General features: G+C 41.0%; 16 protein-coding genes. All 16 read right to left on the reverse strand.

Going from position 1 to position 15,159, the window contains the following annotated elements; genetic code table 11:
• Positions 1-54: 54 nt before the first annotated feature.
• The gene (locus tag HMPREF3034_RS00010) at positions 55-300 is read right to left on the reverse strand and encodes a DUF5053 domain-containing protein (RefSeq protein ID WP_062432111.1); all 246 of its coding nucleotides are present in this window, start codon (positions 298-300) and stop codon (positions 55-57) included.
• A 44-nt stretch (positions 301-344) separates the two neighbouring features.
• Positions 345-485, reverse strand: coding sequence for a hypothetical protein (locus HMPREF3034_RS12760; protein WP_197421704.1), 141 nt, complete (start codon positions 483-485; stop codon positions 345-347).
• Positions 486-1,628: 1,143 nt separating this feature from the next.
• Positions 1,629-2,618, reverse strand: coding sequence for an ArdC family protein (locus HMPREF3034_RS00015; RefSeq protein ID WP_197421705.1), 990 nt, complete (start codon positions 2,616-2,618; stop codon positions 1,629-1,631).
• A 26-nt stretch (positions 2,619-2,644) separates the two neighbouring features.
• Positions 2,645-2,881 carry a hypothetical protein gene (locus HMPREF3034_RS00020; RefSeq protein WP_062432117.1) on the reverse strand — a complete coding sequence of 79 codons (237 nt, stop codon included), beginning with the start codon at positions 2,879-2,881 and terminating at the stop codon, positions 2,645-2,647.
• Positions 2,882-3,475: 594 nt separating this feature from the next.
• Positions 3,476-5,101: a hypothetical protein gene (locus tag HMPREF3034_RS00025; protein WP_231725565.1), complete on the reverse strand. Its 1,626-nt coding sequence runs from the start codon at positions 5,099-5,101 to the stop codon at positions 3,476-3,478.
• Positions 5,076-5,672, reverse strand: coding sequence for a hypothetical protein (locus HMPREF3034_RS00030; RefSeq protein ID WP_062432120.1), 597 nt, complete (start codon positions 5,670-5,672; stop codon positions 5,076-5,078). Before HMPREF3034_RS00030 ends, HMPREF3034_RS00025 begins: the two co-directional genes overlap by 26 nt.
• A 7-nt stretch (positions 5,673-5,679) precedes the next feature.
• Complete coding sequence (locus tag HMPREF3034_RS00035) at positions 5,680-5,961, reverse strand: hypothetical protein (protein WP_062432123.1); 282 nt, start codon at positions 5,959-5,961, stop codon at positions 5,680-5,682.
• Positions 5,915-6,445: a hypothetical protein gene (locus HMPREF3034_RS00040; RefSeq protein ID WP_062432126.1), complete on the reverse strand. Its 531-nt coding sequence runs from the start codon at positions 6,443-6,445 to the stop codon at positions 5,915-5,917. Before HMPREF3034_RS00040 ends, HMPREF3034_RS00035 begins: the two co-directional genes overlap by 47 nt.
• Entirely contained in the window at positions 6,399-7,331 is a 933-nt protein-coding gene (locus HMPREF3034_RS00045; protein WP_156431003.1) for a hypothetical protein, read from the reverse strand. Before HMPREF3034_RS00045 ends, HMPREF3034_RS00040 begins: the two co-directional genes overlap by 47 nt.
• An 18-nt stretch (positions 7,332-7,349) precedes the next feature.
• Positions 7,350-7,964, reverse strand: a complete 615-nt coding sequence (locus HMPREF3034_RS00050; protein ID WP_062432135.1) for a hypothetical protein — start codon at positions 7,962-7,964, stop codon at positions 7,350-7,352.
• Positions 7,965-8,039: 75 nt separating this feature from the next.
• Positions 8,040-9,035 (reverse strand): hypothetical protein, encoded by a 996-nt coding sequence (locus HMPREF3034_RS00055; protein WP_062432139.1) that lies wholly within the window; start codon positions 9,033-9,035, stop codon positions 8,040-8,042.
• Positions 9,036-9,037: 2 nt separating this feature from the next.
• Complete coding sequence (locus tag HMPREF3034_RS00060) at positions 9,038-10,180, reverse strand: Clp protease ClpP (protein WP_082721643.1); 1,143 nt, start codon at positions 10,178-10,180, stop codon at positions 9,038-9,040.
• 24 nt (positions 10,181-10,204) lie between these two features.
• Positions 10,205-10,615 carry a hypothetical protein gene (locus tag HMPREF3034_RS00065; RefSeq protein WP_062432145.1) on the reverse strand — a complete coding sequence of 137 codons (411 nt, stop codon included), beginning with the start codon at positions 10,613-10,615 and terminating at the stop codon, positions 10,205-10,207.
• 102 nt (positions 10,616-10,717) lie between these two features.
• On the reverse strand, positions 10,718-11,110 hold the full coding sequence (locus HMPREF3034_RS00070; protein WP_156431004.1) for a hypothetical protein: 393 nt from the start codon (positions 11,108-11,110) through the stop codon (positions 10,718-10,720).
• Positions 11,111-11,795: 685 nt separating this feature from the next.
• Complete coding sequence (locus tag HMPREF3034_RS00075; RefSeq protein WP_062432151.1) at positions 11,796-14,645, reverse strand: hypothetical protein; 2,850 nt, start codon at positions 14,643-14,645, stop codon at positions 11,796-11,798.
• Between the two features lie 31 nt (positions 14,646-14,676).
• Positions 14,677-15,015 carry a hypothetical protein gene (locus HMPREF3034_RS00080; RefSeq protein ID WP_062432154.1) on the reverse strand — a complete coding sequence of 113 codons (339 nt, stop codon included), beginning with the start codon at positions 15,013-15,015 and terminating at the stop codon, positions 14,677-14,679.
• Positions 15,016-15,159: the final 144 nt, after the last annotated feature.

A 15,159-nucleotide genomic window follows, 5' to 3' on the forward strand; every position in this document is an offset into this window, starting at 1 on the left:
AAAGAGAGTATATCAATTTTGACACACCCTCTCTCGTCAAATATAGGCAATGAGTTATAGCCTGTCAGCAGCTTGCATAATGCGCCCTGCTATATCCTGTAATGAAGTCTTCAACCGTTCTCGGTCTACATCGCTGAAATCGTCTGCAACTCCGTTGTTCGTCCCGCTAAACTTGTGATAGAGCCATGAGCGCGACTTGCCAAAGTAATTTTTTGCCAAGTATGCCCAGTTTACCTCTTCATAAACATCGTTAAGAACCTGTCGAACGGTTGTTTTTTGCTGTTTGATTGCTATTTCCATATTGCTTTGTTTTAGCTCTCCCCCTTTCGAGGGAGAGCGGTTCTTTATTCATGTTCCATTAACTCGTAGACCAACCCCATAATGTAGATTTCCAAATTTTGTTCACCGTTTGGATAGGCCTTTCTGTAATTTCTTAGAGCTTGTATCAGCTCATCTTCTTTCTCTGTGTACTTCATATGACTCATTTTATATTTGACACTACAAAGGTAATAATCTTTTGCGTATTAACCAAATAAAAGAGAAAGAAAATCATCAAAAGGTGATAGATTAACATTTCATCTAGTTTAATCTGTAAAAGAAATGGCGAAGAAAGAAGTTCCTCGCCATTTTAGATATTGATACTAGGTATCAAGTAGTACACATCTTCATCAATGTATTTCGGCATGTATTTGCAGTGAATCATAAGACTTTTTGAGTATTTCTATTTTCCATTAAAGTATATAATATGCAAAGATATAGAATATTTACTGAATATCATATATTTCGCGTTAAAATCCATCGCGAAGTCTACAAAAATCGTTAATCAATTTGAAAAGAAGCAGCAACCTATCTTTGATGTTGAAGTATTATATTTTCGCATGTCAAAAATATTCAAACCTAAAAACATCCCTTTTTATCATTATTTGAAAAAGGGGTGTTTTACCGCTTTCCCTTAGATTTAAGGGTATATCTGTAAATCTGAGGGCAATTTTCGCAACTTTCAACGCCCTGAGAGTTGCGAGACCGATTTAAAAAACATGTTTTTTGCATGTGTTTTCCACGGTCGTATTTTGCAAAGTGTTGATTTCTAATCAAATAGCACTTTGCAAACAGGAAAAAGCAGAATGGTCTGCGTTTCTTGCCCTCACCGCCCTACGCAAGGTTTGCAATTGCCTCCCTGCACTTCAACGGTATATGTAAAGAACTTTTATAAGTTCGTGACCAACGTTGTGCTTTTTTCTTCGTTGGCAATTGCCATCCTCGGTATTCTGCAATCGTGGAGTATTCTCGATTGCTGCATACACATATACTGTCCTTACTGCTTTGACATGGTATGGTGTCGAGCTCGTTCGATACGTTGCCATGGTTGCCTGCGTGGCACTGGAACGCTAGTAAAGCACTTGTTGTCACTTCGTAATACGGCAATGCGTATATAGAGTGATGATATGTGCGCTGATGGTTTATACAGTTCTGCTCTGCTTATGGTATTTCTACAAGGTTTTGCTAGGTGTTAGCGTAGCAAAGGTGTAGTGAGACATACGGTAGGCAGGGTGTATAATACTTTCAAGGCTTGAACAAAAAAAAACTCCTGAGGCATTGCCACAGGAGTAATATTATAGGTGAAGATGCTAAGCAATCTTCTCCAGTATCATTTTGCTAGCTTTCTCTACATCAGATAGTAGTGTGAGCACGTATGTTGGTTCTTGCTGCAGTCCTGCTATCCAGCAGTCTAGATAGGCAGCATTATTGTCAAGGATGCGTTTGTCAAATCCTAGTGCTTGCCCTATACGTGCTGCACCCAGTTCCGCGACCAACTCTTCTTTTGCGTAGAGCTTATCACCGAAACGTTTACCTCTTTGTCTATTCAAGCGACTTTCTATGCCTGTAGAGTGGACCATTTCATGAAGCAGGCAAGCGTAGAATTCTTGACCGTCTTTGTATATCTCATCATCGGTCTTTCCTGTCTTGAACTGAGATTTCATAGGAACGACTATTCTATCGTATTTTGGCTGATAATAAGCTCCGTCAGAGGGTTTTGTGTATTCGATAGGACACAACCAACTTTCGTTAGCCAGCATAGAATCTATAGCTATATTGTCATACATACCGTCTGTGTCTGTAGAGTTTTCGGCATTCCCATATACCTTTCTAAACTCATCAACTTTGTCCGGGTGCTTCTCTGTCAAATTAGTCTGTGCGATATTAAACACATGATAGCTCTTCAAGAATGGGAACTTAGTACATTCAGCCTGCTTTTCTATAGACAACTTGAGGTAGTCCTGTAGTGTGATTTTCCGGCCATTGGGCGTGGTGATGGAGTAGTCCCAGAAAATGACCGGCATAGACTCTTCGCCTTTATTGATATGCGCTCCTAGTTTGTTCGCTTGACGTAGTGTACAATAGACAGGAAGCTCGTAATCATGCATTGCACAGTCTAGCATTAACAAGAAGACATTGCTTCCCTGATAGTATTTTCCTTCTATATTTGATGGGGGGCCGCCTAATGTGCGACCGACCCATCCTTTTTTCCATTGTCCTGCTTTCATCTGCTTCATACGTTCGATGATCATAGTTGCGAACTTCTCTAAAACTTTCTCGTTGTGTTCATTAATCTTCATAACTGTATCTCTTTGAAAGTGAAACATTAACCCATGATGGTTACATTGATGTACATAATATCGACCATTGAATCCATTGCTAGCTGCTCAGCTGTTGCAGTTGCTTCTGCGCATGAGTCTGCCATGATTTCAAATGTTAAGTAATCTCCGTCTTCCCCATTTACTTCTACTTGATAGACGTTCTGTGAAAACATGCTACTCTTTCTGTGTCCTTTTTGAAAGCCTTTGATAGTTGCGTCTGAGAAAATAGTTGTTGTTGTCATAATTGTATAATTTTAATTGTTGAACTTTTTAATTTTTACGTGCATAAGAGAGCAGCAATCGGAAAGACAGCAATGCAAGAGATGGCCGAAAAGTTTTTAACAACGCTTGGAAAAATGATAGGCTTATGCCCATTTTTCTTAAAAAGTTTTCGAGACAAGTCAGAGCGTGCCCTTGCAGTAGTCGGGAGTGCGCTAATTTTGCAAAGGAAAAATAAGAAGTGCGACAATATCAAAATGCAATGATAACAACAGACGGAATCAGAGGTCAATCAATGGTCATAACGAGGACAGACACAGTGAGTAGACATATAGAACTTGTAAGTAGAGATGGTTGGGGTTGCCTCTCTTTTTCTTGAAATCATGACAGTCTTAGGTAGAAGCATCGGTATCGTATCAGTCATATTCTTGGTCGTTGGCATCAATGTACCATAGTGTTTTTTACAAAAAGAGGTAAAAGGATGAATTTGACATAACAAGTTTTGGTTAGCGGTATGACATAGAAGCAAGTATAGGGGTTGAAAGCTGCAAAATAGAAAAGGTCGCCCCCACGAATGGAGACGACCACACATCATGAAAAAAGAAAACTATGGAGAATTATTTTGAGTAGGAATTGGTGGTGATACCGCGTATCTGCATGACAGGGAACCGTTCTACACCTATACAAAGCGTATCAAAGGCGTCGGAGCCATCAGTACGAGCCTCCAATTTATCTTCTTCGGTCTCTGCCAGCTTCTCACCACGCTTATCTTTCTTGCCATTATACACACCTGCCGAAGTGATGGAAATTAGCAGGTCAGGGTTGTTATCGCGATTGATGAGAATCATGTGATTTGCACGACCACGGAACATCCGGTTGATGAGTGCATTCTTATCGATATGCGACATAGGTTGCCCGATATACACTGCACGCACATTCCATTGATGCAGTTTCAGAGTTTTCTCAATTTCTTTATGAAAGTCATTATTATGCAGCGCATAATTGTTTCCGACGAATGTAGCATCATAATAGAAAATTACTTGTTTACGCCTGTGATAGCGATAATAACTCATGAAATCTTCTAGTAATTCAGGAAGTTTCCGCTCATATTTAACAAAGAACGATTTCAAGACTCGAAGTTTGAAGTCGAAACCAACTTGACCTACTACTAGCCAGTTGATGTTTGCATTAGCATCAAACGCTATGCATAGCGGTGCATCTCCAATAAGGTCGCTATCCATCCTGCAATCATCAGGCATGTTGTCTTTATCGAGGTTATGCAAATTGAGGACATTCTCATTCGGTGCGGTATAGAGATTGACGTCTTCACGCATACCACCATAGAAGCCGTCTGCCGAGATGCCAATGTGCCTACACATAATAGAAGTAGCAAATGTCAGCGGAGGCAAATCACGTTTTGCTCGACGAATAAACTCTTCTCCAAGCAATGCTAAGTTTTCTATAGATGAATACTCCTTATATAAAAGACATTGTGAGCGGAAAAATGAAAGTTTCTGCTGCAATTTACCTATTTGTTCGTCAATCTGTATGCTGTTTCCAGGGTGTTTAAGACGTTTTTTTCGGAGTTTCCAAAGTTGAAAGACCAGTCCTTCGATAACCTCGACGAGCTCTGGATCCATCTTTTCCTTGTATGACAAGAACCAAGAGCCTTTCTTTGTAATTGGCATATCGCTCGTGATGGTCATACCGTGGTGTAATGGGAAGTCTCGGAAGTACATCTCATTACCACGGTTAGCTTGAAACGTCTCATCTTTGAGCTGCTCAAAGTCAATAAATTTCGCTTCATCTATGATGAGATAGTCGAGAGACATTGAGTTTGACGTACCACTTCTATCCTGTGAAATGACATTGATAACAGAACCGTTATAGAAGCTGATGGTATTCTCCCAGTTGGCCGGTGTGAAGATCGGATTTTTCCAATGTAATTTTTTCCAAGGCTTTTTCCCGACTACATAATGAAGGTCGCGCTTGAATCCCCATCGCTCTAAATGAATGAGCATGGATGGTAGGATATTCGTGAGGCATCGTTTTACTGATGGCGCCACGAAGCCCCCCATCGAGCCCGGCATTCCTTGTACACAACTTTGGGCGCGACGTGCCTGTATGGCACCTTTTCCAAGTCCACGTCCGGCTACGATGACTTCGTCTCGCGTATTCATCGTCAGCGTGTATAGTTGTGCATCGTTGAAATACTGTCTATTCGGTTGAGTCTGTTCCATCATCTTCCACCTCTACGTATTCGGCATCCTCGATCATCGTGTCTTTACTGTACTTTGTAATGAGCTTCTTGATACGACTGCGTAAATCAGGAACTCGCTCAATTCCGATAACCGATGGATCATCGGTAGGCTCGAAGTTCTGAGGCACGATTTTGTCGAACTCGAATTCCGGCTCATCGTCCTTATCGGTACGATTGTTAAGGATGCGGTTTTTTTCAATGGCAGCAACGGACCGGAAATCTCCGGCTCGTCTAGCTTTCTTCAAGTCTTCTTCTAAGTCTTTATTGATCTTCCATCGCATGAATTCCTTTCCTGCCTGCTGTATATTTCCAAGCAGCAATTGTACAAGATGCAGATCATCATAGGCTTGCGCCCGTCCTACCTTGAACATAGACATATCATATTGTACGATCTCTTGATCGAACTTCGTAGGGAACTGGAGCCAATACGCATACAATCCCCGAAGACGATGCAGTCTTTCGAGGATTTTCGGGTTTACTCGTAGTTCAAGAAGTTCATCATCGGAGAGTGTGATGTATCTAGAGTATTGATCTATGTTGACAGGTAGGCTCATGATTATATTAAACGTTCACTTCTGAAAGCTGATTCATGATTAGCTTTTGACATTCTGCAATAGAGAAAGGTGAGCCGGCTATGGCTGCCTCTCTTATATTCTCTCGAAGTTGTAAGGCCGATGTTGATACTCCATTGAAAAAAGCTTTTCTAGCAGGATGTCCAATCGTATTGATGTCATCTGTCAATATGATTTCGTCAACATTCAATAGAAATGAGATTTCCTTTGGAGTCATCATCTCTTCAGCTTTCGTCTCTATTTCTTTCAGTAATTCTTGAGAATAGTCCATTGAGTTGCAGGCTTTTGTTGTTAACAATGTTTGATAAGCCGGTATATAAGCTTAGAAAAGCTTCTTGGCTTGTTGTTACCATGGTACACTCGGCACGGTCTCCGTATGTCTGATTCTGTGAAGTGATGACCGATACAGTCCATTTTTCGTTTTGTATGAGCATAATCTTCGAGTGGTTCATGGAAAGATATACCGTATCGAAATTGTTCTGCATCAGTTTATAAAGTTGTATGGTCTTTTGAGAAGCTTTCAGATCTGCAACAAGCACAGAATGTCCAATAAGCTTCTTTTTCTTTAATCTCCAAAATCCGGACAAGAAGGCGTCAGAAGTTGAAAATGTACTTACATAAACATCAGCTCTCCCGGTCTGCTCAAGAATCCAACCGAGCAGTCCGAGAGAGTGTAGTCCTGTGCCAAGATAGCACTGGAATGGTTGCTTACTGAGCGGATTTAGAAGACTCGCTATCGGGTTCTTCCTGTTCATCGTTACTGTTCATTTCAATGCCAGCTTCAGACAGCTTTGACAACACTTCTTCGCCAATCACTTCGCCATTTGCGGTGATAACTAGCACTCGATCGTACATCTTCTTTCGCAAATTTTGATAGTCTATCATAGCATTTTCTCCTGCAGTCGGGTCCTCTGAGGTATGCTGCAGTGCTATGAGCTTATCAATATTCTTAGAAATGTACGACCTTGCATTACCGATATTCTTAGCGGCTTTCAAAGGGTCGTTCGTGCTATTGGCTTCCTTGTTTTCAGAATTATCAGAAGGCACTACATATGAGTCGTAGATGTCGAAATCTGCTTTGTATTTATACCAAAGGTCTTTGAGGATCATCAGATATTCAAAGCGATCGCAAACCTTTTCGAGGGCTTTGCAAGTATTGAATGCTTCCTTGATTTTCTTCCACCTGTCAGCATTATGTCCCCAAATATTCTGAATCTCTACTGGTAGATTGTCATGATCGGTACGCTTCCCACCTCTAAGAGGTAGTATTTTTTCATCATCTATCTTCGTAGTGTTGTCTTCCGGTTCTGCTTCTATTGCAGCAGTTATGACAGGTGTGATTTCGTCATCAAGCTCTTTCACGTCGGCCAATGTCATTTTAGCAAGGCGCATCGGTAAGAACTTATTCAGTTCATACTTTATCTTTTCTACAAATCGTTCAGGGCGACGTACGATAGTATTGAACATGGCTTGGTTCTTATTCAGCTGTAACAGCATCATCGCACCTTCTATAATATCCTGATGTTCTGTGTGCTCTTTCTCCTCTAGCCAATGTTTCAGTTTCAGTGTAAATTGATGGTCTATCATAATTAATAAATTAGAAGGATGTATGACACGTGGCCATGCCTTGCGTGTCATCACATCCTTTTTGGTTACAATTTAGTCATGCGATACAGCTGGAGCTGCTGCGACTGCAATTCCGGTAGCTCCTGAAATATTTCCGTCTGCAGTCTCTATCTTACCGGGATAGAAAGGTGCAGGACAAATATCAGTAACTTCAATCTGAATCGTCGTTGCATTAGTATCTGTTGCACTTTGTCCGCTGTCTTGAGACAAAGTCAACATCGGGGTAAAAGCGTCAGAACCAAGCACTCGCGCCTTACCATTTCGCTGTACAGCAAGATATATCATCTCGTCGTTGTTAGCTTCGCAGATATATCCTGTAGCATCTTCTTCCGTTCCGGGTATGAGAACTTTCAATGTATTCTTGAAAGTCTTGGATCCATAAGAACCTTGAGACTCTGATTGTAGTTGACTCTGATCCGGAATCAGACCTACCTGATGCCATTTTTTATCTGCAGCCAATTTGAAGTCACCGGTATAAGTGACGAAGTCGGCTAATTTAGCCGGTTTCTGTGTAATTGTAGGATAGCTCACGATGTCTCGTTTTGAGATACCGTATACTTTACCACGAAGACCGGGCAATGATTTTTTGCCACGACAGAACGGAAGGTCTACATAGATACTTTCCGCATCAGTACATTTATATGCCATGATAATTTATTTTGAATGTTTGACAATAAATGGGCAAGTCGGTCAATTAATCATGAACGACTCGCCCTGAAGAGATTATGAGGGGTTCTTCTCCCAGACTGAAAGCATTTCCTTATCTACCTGTTCGAACTGAGTTCCGAAGAAAGCATTGGCAATCACATCGACATGATAATGACTCTTGAGAGATTTTTCGATGAGATACTTCTCGTCTGCTGTTTTCTGATTGAACAGACAGAATATATTGTTCTTCGGGGTCAGAATCATGAAGTCTTTTGGTACGAAAGACAGCGGTACGAATTCCACGTTAGACGCTCCGTCAAGCGTCTTCTTATCGTATGACAAGTTGTATGGAAGTGCACCATGCGCGGTCTGATAGGCTTCCGTATAGTGATGGTAACCAATATCACTGATAAAGAGCTTCAGTTTCTGTCTACGTAGTTTCTCGTCACTAGCCCAGTAGAAGTCCTTGATAAGGTCTTCTGCATTCTGTTCTGTAATAGAGTCTGTTCCAGTCTGCAAGTTACCTAGTTCTTTCGAGATAAGCACTTCACGACGTTCGTTTGTTCCGGCAATATCATTATCAATGATAGTCTTGAAGCCATTGAACCATTTTGCGGTACTCTTCTTGTCAGACGAGTCATGCTTTGCTGTGAAAGAGTTCATAAGAACATTTTCCCAAATTTTCTTAACGATGTAGCTTGCTACCTCAAGTGTGATAGGCACTTTTTCCAATCCGTCTCCCTTGGTGATGTCACTTCCCCAAATACTTTGATAGATCTCGTTAGGCTTGATAGGTTCAACGCAGTTTCCGAAGAAAGTCTCGAACGTGCGACCTTTGATAGTAACACCATCTTCTCCTAGTTTCGCATCGTCATAGTTTCCCATCTCGAAGTTTCCACCGATTTGTGAAACAACTTCTTTGTAGCGAATTCCTGTTCTGATACTAGTGTGCTTCAGCAGTTCCTGCAACGCGAATATAGGGAGTTGGAGTAACTGAGTGCGATAGCGCACAAAGGTAGTTGCCAACTCTTCCGGTGTGAATGTCACGGTTCCATTTTTCTTGTTACTCATAATTACACGTCTTTAATAAGGTCATACAAATCCTTGGCAGTGACATTGTCTTCACCGTTCAAGTCTTTTTTTTCAACATCTTCAGCAGGACCATTTTCCAGATTCTTAATCTGTTCATCCTTCTGTTTCAAATCGGCTTCTAGTTGAGTCTTCTCATTCTTCAGTTTCTCAATAGAATCTTTAGCTGCTTTCATTGCAGCTGCATTCTCCTCGAGAGTCTTTTTCTGTGAAGTCAACTCATCATCGATTTTCTTCATCTGCTCTTGACTAAGTGCGATGTTTCCGTCAGCTTGTGGTTGAAAGCCGTCGGAGCATGCCAAGAGCGTCATTACGCTTGCAAAAATCTTAATCATGCTGTTGTTTTGGTTATTTGCTTGATTGTTACGGATTAGGCTTTGTAACCCTTGCCAAGTCTTTTGCAAGAAGTTATTAGTTGGATTGCCCTCGCTATCCGTTATTCCTTCAGTAACAGCATGTTGTTGCGGAGTATCGGTAGGCAAAGGCGGTATGCCTGCATCCTTAAATATATTAGAATAGAAATTGGTGTATCTGTTGTTCAATTCTTCGGCAGTCTGTTCGGCAGCTTTGTCCTCTCTAATTTCATCAACAAGTCCAAACTCCTTCGCTTGCTGAGCCGTGAGCCAATTACCTTTTTTCATCTGTTCCAAGCACTCGTCCACGGTCTTTCCTGTTTTCTCTGCATACATGGAAGCTAGTACATCGTCGAAAGTCTTCAACGTTTCTCGCTCTTGTTGCAGTTGTTTAATCATATTATCGAGTTGCTCCTTATTACTTTGCTCATATTTGTCAATCCAAGTCGAGACGTTATGAATAAGGAAGAAGCTGCCTTTGACAATATCAATGCTTTGACAGCCTAGCATCGCTATTGTGGAAATAGAAGCATTCATCCCAAAAGCATGGGCATGTACCTTTCCATGATCTTTGAAAGCCTGATTCATTTCAAGACCATCTTTGACAAAGCCACCTAGTGAACAGAAACCGACATGTACGTCCTTTCCCTTGTTCTTGTTGAGCACATAACGGACATAGTCGGCAGAACAACCGCTCCACCAACTGCCAATAGTTCCTGAAATAACGAGTTGATAATCCATGGCTACCTTTCTTTTTATTACAAAGGTAGCCATGTTGTTATACCTGTAAAAAAACCTTTATACCTCTATATATGGGATAGGTTGAGGGTGTGAATAGTTGATAAGCACTTCATTTAGCTGGTTGTCTTTCACGTCCGCCGGATACGTTTCCGTTATTTCCATCGTTGCGAATGGCCTATTTCCAGTACCAAGCAGTAGATATTGACCACCATTTAGACATACGCGCCACGCGTAGTGACCTTGTGTGTTCATATCTGTGCAGGTTAGAAATCTCAGCTGAGCAATATATATATCGCTTTTCTCTTCTGTCTTATGTGTAATAGTAAGTTGTGCAGGGATTTTTATATGAATTTCTTCCCATTCCACATTATCTGGTATCGTCATTCGGTTGATACCAATTCTTTTTGATGATACCAAATTGGTATACTTCGTTCTCGCGACAGCGACTACAAGTTTCATTATTTTCATACTAAGCTAGGAAAAAAAGTTTTTGAACAGTGTTGAACGGCCAAGAATGGCTACGAACAAAAAGAGGCTTGGTGTCCATATGAATTTTATTATTTTTAACAGTTAATCTTTGTCTCTAATTCTTTTGCGCAATCTGAGGTCGACTCCGTTCTTTAAATAATTATTTCGCATGCGTTGATAGCGCATCTTGATGGTATAATCATAGTCGGTGGAGATACCATTGGCTTCACACCACGCTTGTATCCCTTTTAGGATAGAACATCCTGCTTCATGCAGATCGTTCAAATCATTCCACATCTGAATGCGAAAAGTATCCTCTATACATTCAACGACAGCTTCCTTAGCATGTTTACCTAAATAGTTGTATGTAATGACTGGCTTTTGTTTCGAGTCAGGAATTGCTATTGTAACAGTAGATTCGTCACCTATTATTGGTCTGTTCCCATTTGGACGCTTTATTAAAAATCTCCGTATAGTCGCATTTTCCGCACTCATAGGCGGAAACATCACAGGACTGCCATAATGATATTCTAACCACTGTTTTATAAAAGGTTTGACAGAAATATAAGTAACAAACTGGCTCATAGATGTTATAGATTATTTTCTCAGCATGTAAAGTTAGTGAAAAAAAATGATTTTTCCTAGAAGAGTAGGAAAGTTCTATAAAATATGATGTTTTGTAAAGAAAAAACGCTGTTATTATAAGTGTGATAGACTTCTCTATTGTTGCTTCTTTTTCTTTTAGACTCTTTTTCGTCAGAAAAGTTTGTGACCGGATAAAAGTTTGTGTAAAAGGCGTAACGCATTGATAATCAATATATATTATACACGCCTCTTGTATGTCACATTTTTGTGTAGAGAGTCGTTGTTTTGTGACTGCAATTACCAAAAAGTGGTTGTCACAAATTGATTTTGTTTTGTGACCGTTTGTGACTTGATTTTGTGACCATTTTGTGACTTCCTTTTCCCCTTTATTTATTAGCCTTTCAAAGGCTTTAACCAACAAGAAGTTACAAAGTCACAAAGTTTTAGTACAAAATAAGAAAGAGGGAGTGGGGGAAGCTAAGGGGCGTATTGTTCCTAACATGTCGTTTGTAAAAAAAAGTGATAACGTGTATAAAAAGAGACGGAGCAGCCGAAATCCGACTACTCCGCCTACAGAAACGAATTAAAGATATGATTAAAATGGCCTGTCGTCCTCTTTAGATCTGAGATAAATCATGTCCTTTGTCTTCTTGATGCCCAACGCCACTTCAATTTTTTGTTGAATGCGTCCATTCGCGTCCTGAAGGTCTCTAGGATTCAGCTCGTCAATCCATGGGCATAGCTCTGCGAAAGCTTTCAGCTGGCGAGTAAATCGCTGTGTGGTGAGTTTCGGCAGTTGTGCTGCAATCTTGAACTCCTGTATAACGTTATCTTTCTGTAGCATAGTGTCTAGGTTACCGCTTTCAGGTGAGAAATAACCGTATGCCCAATCCTCGAAAGCAGCTCCCATCACGGCTTTCAGTTTGCGTTTTGCAATGTTGTTCATCGGCGGCATGAGTTTGACCGATTCGTCTATGAGAGATAGATAGAACTTACAGCATTGCAGCCAAAAGTTAATGTCCGCATTCCATTCTTCTTCTGTATAGAATGCGTCATATAGTGTTTTACCAAAATCGTCTCGTATACTGCGCGTCTCTAAATAATCATTCTCTTCAGTTCGTTGATGATAATAGTCAGAAAAGACCATATATATCAGTCGAGCCTCGCTGGATGGGTCGAAATCTGAAGGTACGTAGTTAGTTGTAAATGCTATTTTCGGGCTACTTTCAAATGGAATGGTGAAAGAGTGATTATTCTTGGGATTCACGGTCATATCAGAAGTGATATTGTCATAGAATAGATCTGTTTTCAGATATTGGTCACAGTCATCTATGAGCATCAGATCCGTATGCGGTGTTACCTGATCGAAGACGTGAGGGTTATCCATCAGCTTTGGGTTACGCCCTGACAGCTTCACGGTCTTCATCAGTAGAGAGAGAACTTTGAAGAAAAAACTCTTGCCACTACGGCCATTACATTCATTCTCTTCACCTATCTTATTGTCCATAGCCATTGGCGCCCATGCTCGCGCTGCGTCTTTGTAGTGATGAAGCATATATCCAAAGGTGAATATTTTATTAAGAAGACTTTGTTTCTGTTCTGCAATCTCATCGGTGGTCAGTCCTTTACCAGCGATGTCGAAGATATGTGCTTCTTGATATGTTTTAGCTGCTTCACGATCGTCACCGAAATTATACTCCATCTCCTTTCTCCAATATAGGCGACTAGTATTGATGAGATAACCAAAAAAGTGGCTTTTCACATTTTTGATGACAATATCGAACGTTGGCCGACCATTCTCGTCAACACTGCGTATGATTTCAAACATATCATCCATCTTCTTGTACTGGTGCCCGATAACATTCTCTTCCCATACGTAGTTGTGCATATCATCCGCTCCGGGCTCATATTCCTTATACCCGTCGCGAGTCACCTCGACGGTTTTGTTTGGGAAAAAGAAAAGTTGACTATTCTTTGTATAGGAAGTGAAGTCAAGTGTAATGCTGAAGAGAGATTCCAAGGATGGTCCGGTTAACTTCGGGCTGTTGAGAATCAAGTTTCTAACTCCACGTTTTTGATGGAAGTTTCTTGCCCACAATGTCACGAAGTCACGCATTTCTCGTACCGAAGTGCGCTTCACGATATTACCATTTATATGTACGAGCTGAATGAGATCTGTCGTGTCATCACGTAGTGCGTTGAAGCCGTTCAGATGTAGGAAGTTGTATAAGCATTCCGTATCAATTTCATACTTCGTTTTTCCGTTTTTATCCATCTGCTCTGTCCAAAAACGTGCAGGGATGGCCAACTCCATAAGGTTCCTGAAATCAGCTTTCTGACTTCTAAGTTCCATCCAGTCGCGGAGGTCTTTACGCGAGTTCCCTCGTTTGTCGTGATAGTTTTCAAGCCAGTCCGGCAGCCAAATTGTATGAATGTCAATAAAGCGTAAGGCCAGTTCTTTTCCTTTTCTGCGCCCTGTTTCGTCGATGTCCGGGATATTGTATAGAACTTCGACATATTTCATGATCTCTCGGTACTCTTCGACGCTTAATTTATATGTCTCAGAATTGAACCACAGCGGATGATAGCCCATGGAGTGGCAGCATAAGCTGTCTCTCTCTCCAGAACAGATAAAAGCTTCTTTGAGCTTCTTTTCTTTGTAAGGCTTATCGTCATCATGTGTTCGTTGCCATTCTTGCTCTTCTTTACGATTCATTTCGTGATAAGCGGCTTTCAGTTCTGAGAGACCGTTCACGTAATGTTGTGGTTTTTTCCCTGCAGGTGTATAGCTAAAGCGAAATCCTTTATCACAATTCAGAGGCTCGTATATCTTATAGAATTTTTCTTCTGGTTCATCGCCTTGAGCTGGCCGTATCATGCATTCACGCAAGAAGATGGGGTAATGCTCGTTTGAGTATTTGATTTTCACCTTTCTATCTTTGACTGTTGATATCCACTTCACAGAATACCAGTGCAGCGCTTCTACATCTGCTTGCGTCACTTTTGGTCCTAAGATGGCCAGCTCTTCAGCTGTCATTTTTTCATTTAACTCAAAGTTTCGGGAGCCATCTTGTTCTTCTTGATTAGCTTCCCGTTCTTTGAATGTTGGCTTGTTGATTGTATATGATAGCTCATCCTTAACGCCATACTGGCTAGCTAGTTGCAATAGAGCTTCGTTATATCGAGACCTGTCTATACCATTCTCGCGCATGTAAATCGAGATGGCATTTTCTCCACGCCCTTCGCCACCGAAGTCTGTTACTTGCCATATTTTTCCATACCTTTCAGAATTGTATTCCCTCAAACAGGCAGAAGGTGTACGTTCGTTTCTGATTGCGAAATGCTTGTTTTTCGTATCGACACAGACTCTTGCCTGCGGATATATATTAAGAATAATATCCAGTCCACCGTTGGTTGCCTCGAAAACGTCTTCAGCCTTAATCATATCGTTCTTACTTAATTATTGCAAAGCTAACCTAGCTTTTGTTAGTCTCAAAATACATCTTAGAATCGGAGCAAATATCCAACTCATTACATCTTTCGCTCAGCATTGCCTCTTGAATAGAGGGAGTTCCGGTCTTGTCACAAATTACGCATTTAACGGTTTCACCTCCTACTATAAAGCGGTATGCGTGTCCAAAGGCATTCCAAAGAAACACATGTTCTCCACTTTGACCAAGGAAAGAACCGTTATTATACTGTATAAGTCTGAAATTCGCTGGGAGTTTTCCTTTTTCTTTCCAAAGAGTTATTGTCTTTTCAAAAGCCTCGATGGTTACTTTCTTTGCAGGGGCTTGTTTTTGAGTGTTCAACATATCTATTAAGTATTGTGCAGTATCGTCCGTTGATCTGATTGCGTCCGTACCTACAGGTTTTACAGTATTCGTTCATTTTATAAAACGGCAGGTGTCCCTAATGTTTTACTAGATCCAGCCCGTGAATCATTCCTGCCGGGCATC

Source organism: Prevotella sp. DNF00663 (assembly GCF_001553265.1).
In the GTDB taxonomy this organism is placed as follows: domain Bacteria; phylum Bacteroidota; class Bacteroidia; order Bacteroidales; family Bacteroidaceae; genus Prevotella.

Coding starts and splice junctions, on each gene's coding strand:
- HMPREF3034_RS00010 (WP_062432111.1), bottom strand. CDS start 300: ATGGAAATAGCAATCAAACAGCAAAAAACAACCGTTCGACAGGTTCTT.
- HMPREF3034_RS12760 (WP_197421704.1), bottom strand. CDS start 485: ATGAGTCATATGAAGTACACAGAGAAAGAAGATGAGCTGATACAAGCT.
- HMPREF3034_RS00055 (WP_062432139.1), bottom strand. CDS start 9,035: ATGAGTAACAAGAAAAATGGAACCGTGACATTCACACCGGAAGAGTTG.
- HMPREF3034_RS00030 (WP_062432120.1), bottom strand. CDS start 5,672: ATGAGCCTACCTGTCAACATAGATCAATACTCTAGATACATCACACTC.
- HMPREF3034_RS00050 (WP_062432135.1), bottom strand. CDS start 7,964: ATGGCATATAAATGTACTGATGCGGAAAGTATCTATGTAGACCTTCCG.
- HMPREF3034_RS00020 (WP_062432117.1), bottom strand. CDS start 2,881: ATGACAACAACAACTATTTTCTCAGACGCAACTATCAAAGGCTTTCAA.
- HMPREF3034_RS00025 (WP_231725565.1), bottom strand. CDS start 5,101: ATGATGGAACAGACTCAACCGAATAGACAGTATTTCAACGATGCACAA.
- HMPREF3034_RS00060 (WP_082721643.1), bottom strand. CDS start 10,180: ATGGCTACCTTTGTAATAAAAAGAAAGGTAGCCATGGATTATCAACTC.
- HMPREF3034_RS00035 (WP_062432123.1), bottom strand. CDS start 5,961: ATGGACTATTCTCAAGAATTACTGAAAGAAATAGAGACGAAAGCTGAA.
- HMPREF3034_RS00070 (WP_156431004.1), bottom strand. CDS start 11,110: ATGAGTGCGGAAAATGCGACTATACGGAGATTTTTAATAAAGCGTCCA.
- HMPREF3034_RS00040 (WP_062432126.1), bottom strand. CDS start 6,445: ATGAACAGGAAGAACCCGATAGCGAGTCTTCTAAATCCGCTCAGTAAG.
- HMPREF3034_RS00015 (WP_197421705.1), bottom strand. CDS start 2,618: ATGAAGATTAATGAACACAACGAGAAAGTTTTAGAGAAGTTCGCAACT.
- HMPREF3034_RS00065 (WP_062432145.1), bottom strand. CDS start 10,615: ATGAAAATAATGAAACTTGTAGTCGCTGTCGCGAGAACGAAGTATACC.
- HMPREF3034_RS00075 (WP_062432151.1), bottom strand. CDS start 14,645: ATGATTAAGGCTGAAGACGTTTTCGAGGCAACCAACGGTGGACTGGAT.
- HMPREF3034_RS00080 (WP_062432154.1), bottom strand. CDS start 15,015: ATGTTGAACACTCAAAAACAAGCCCCTGCAAAGAAAGTAACCATCGAG.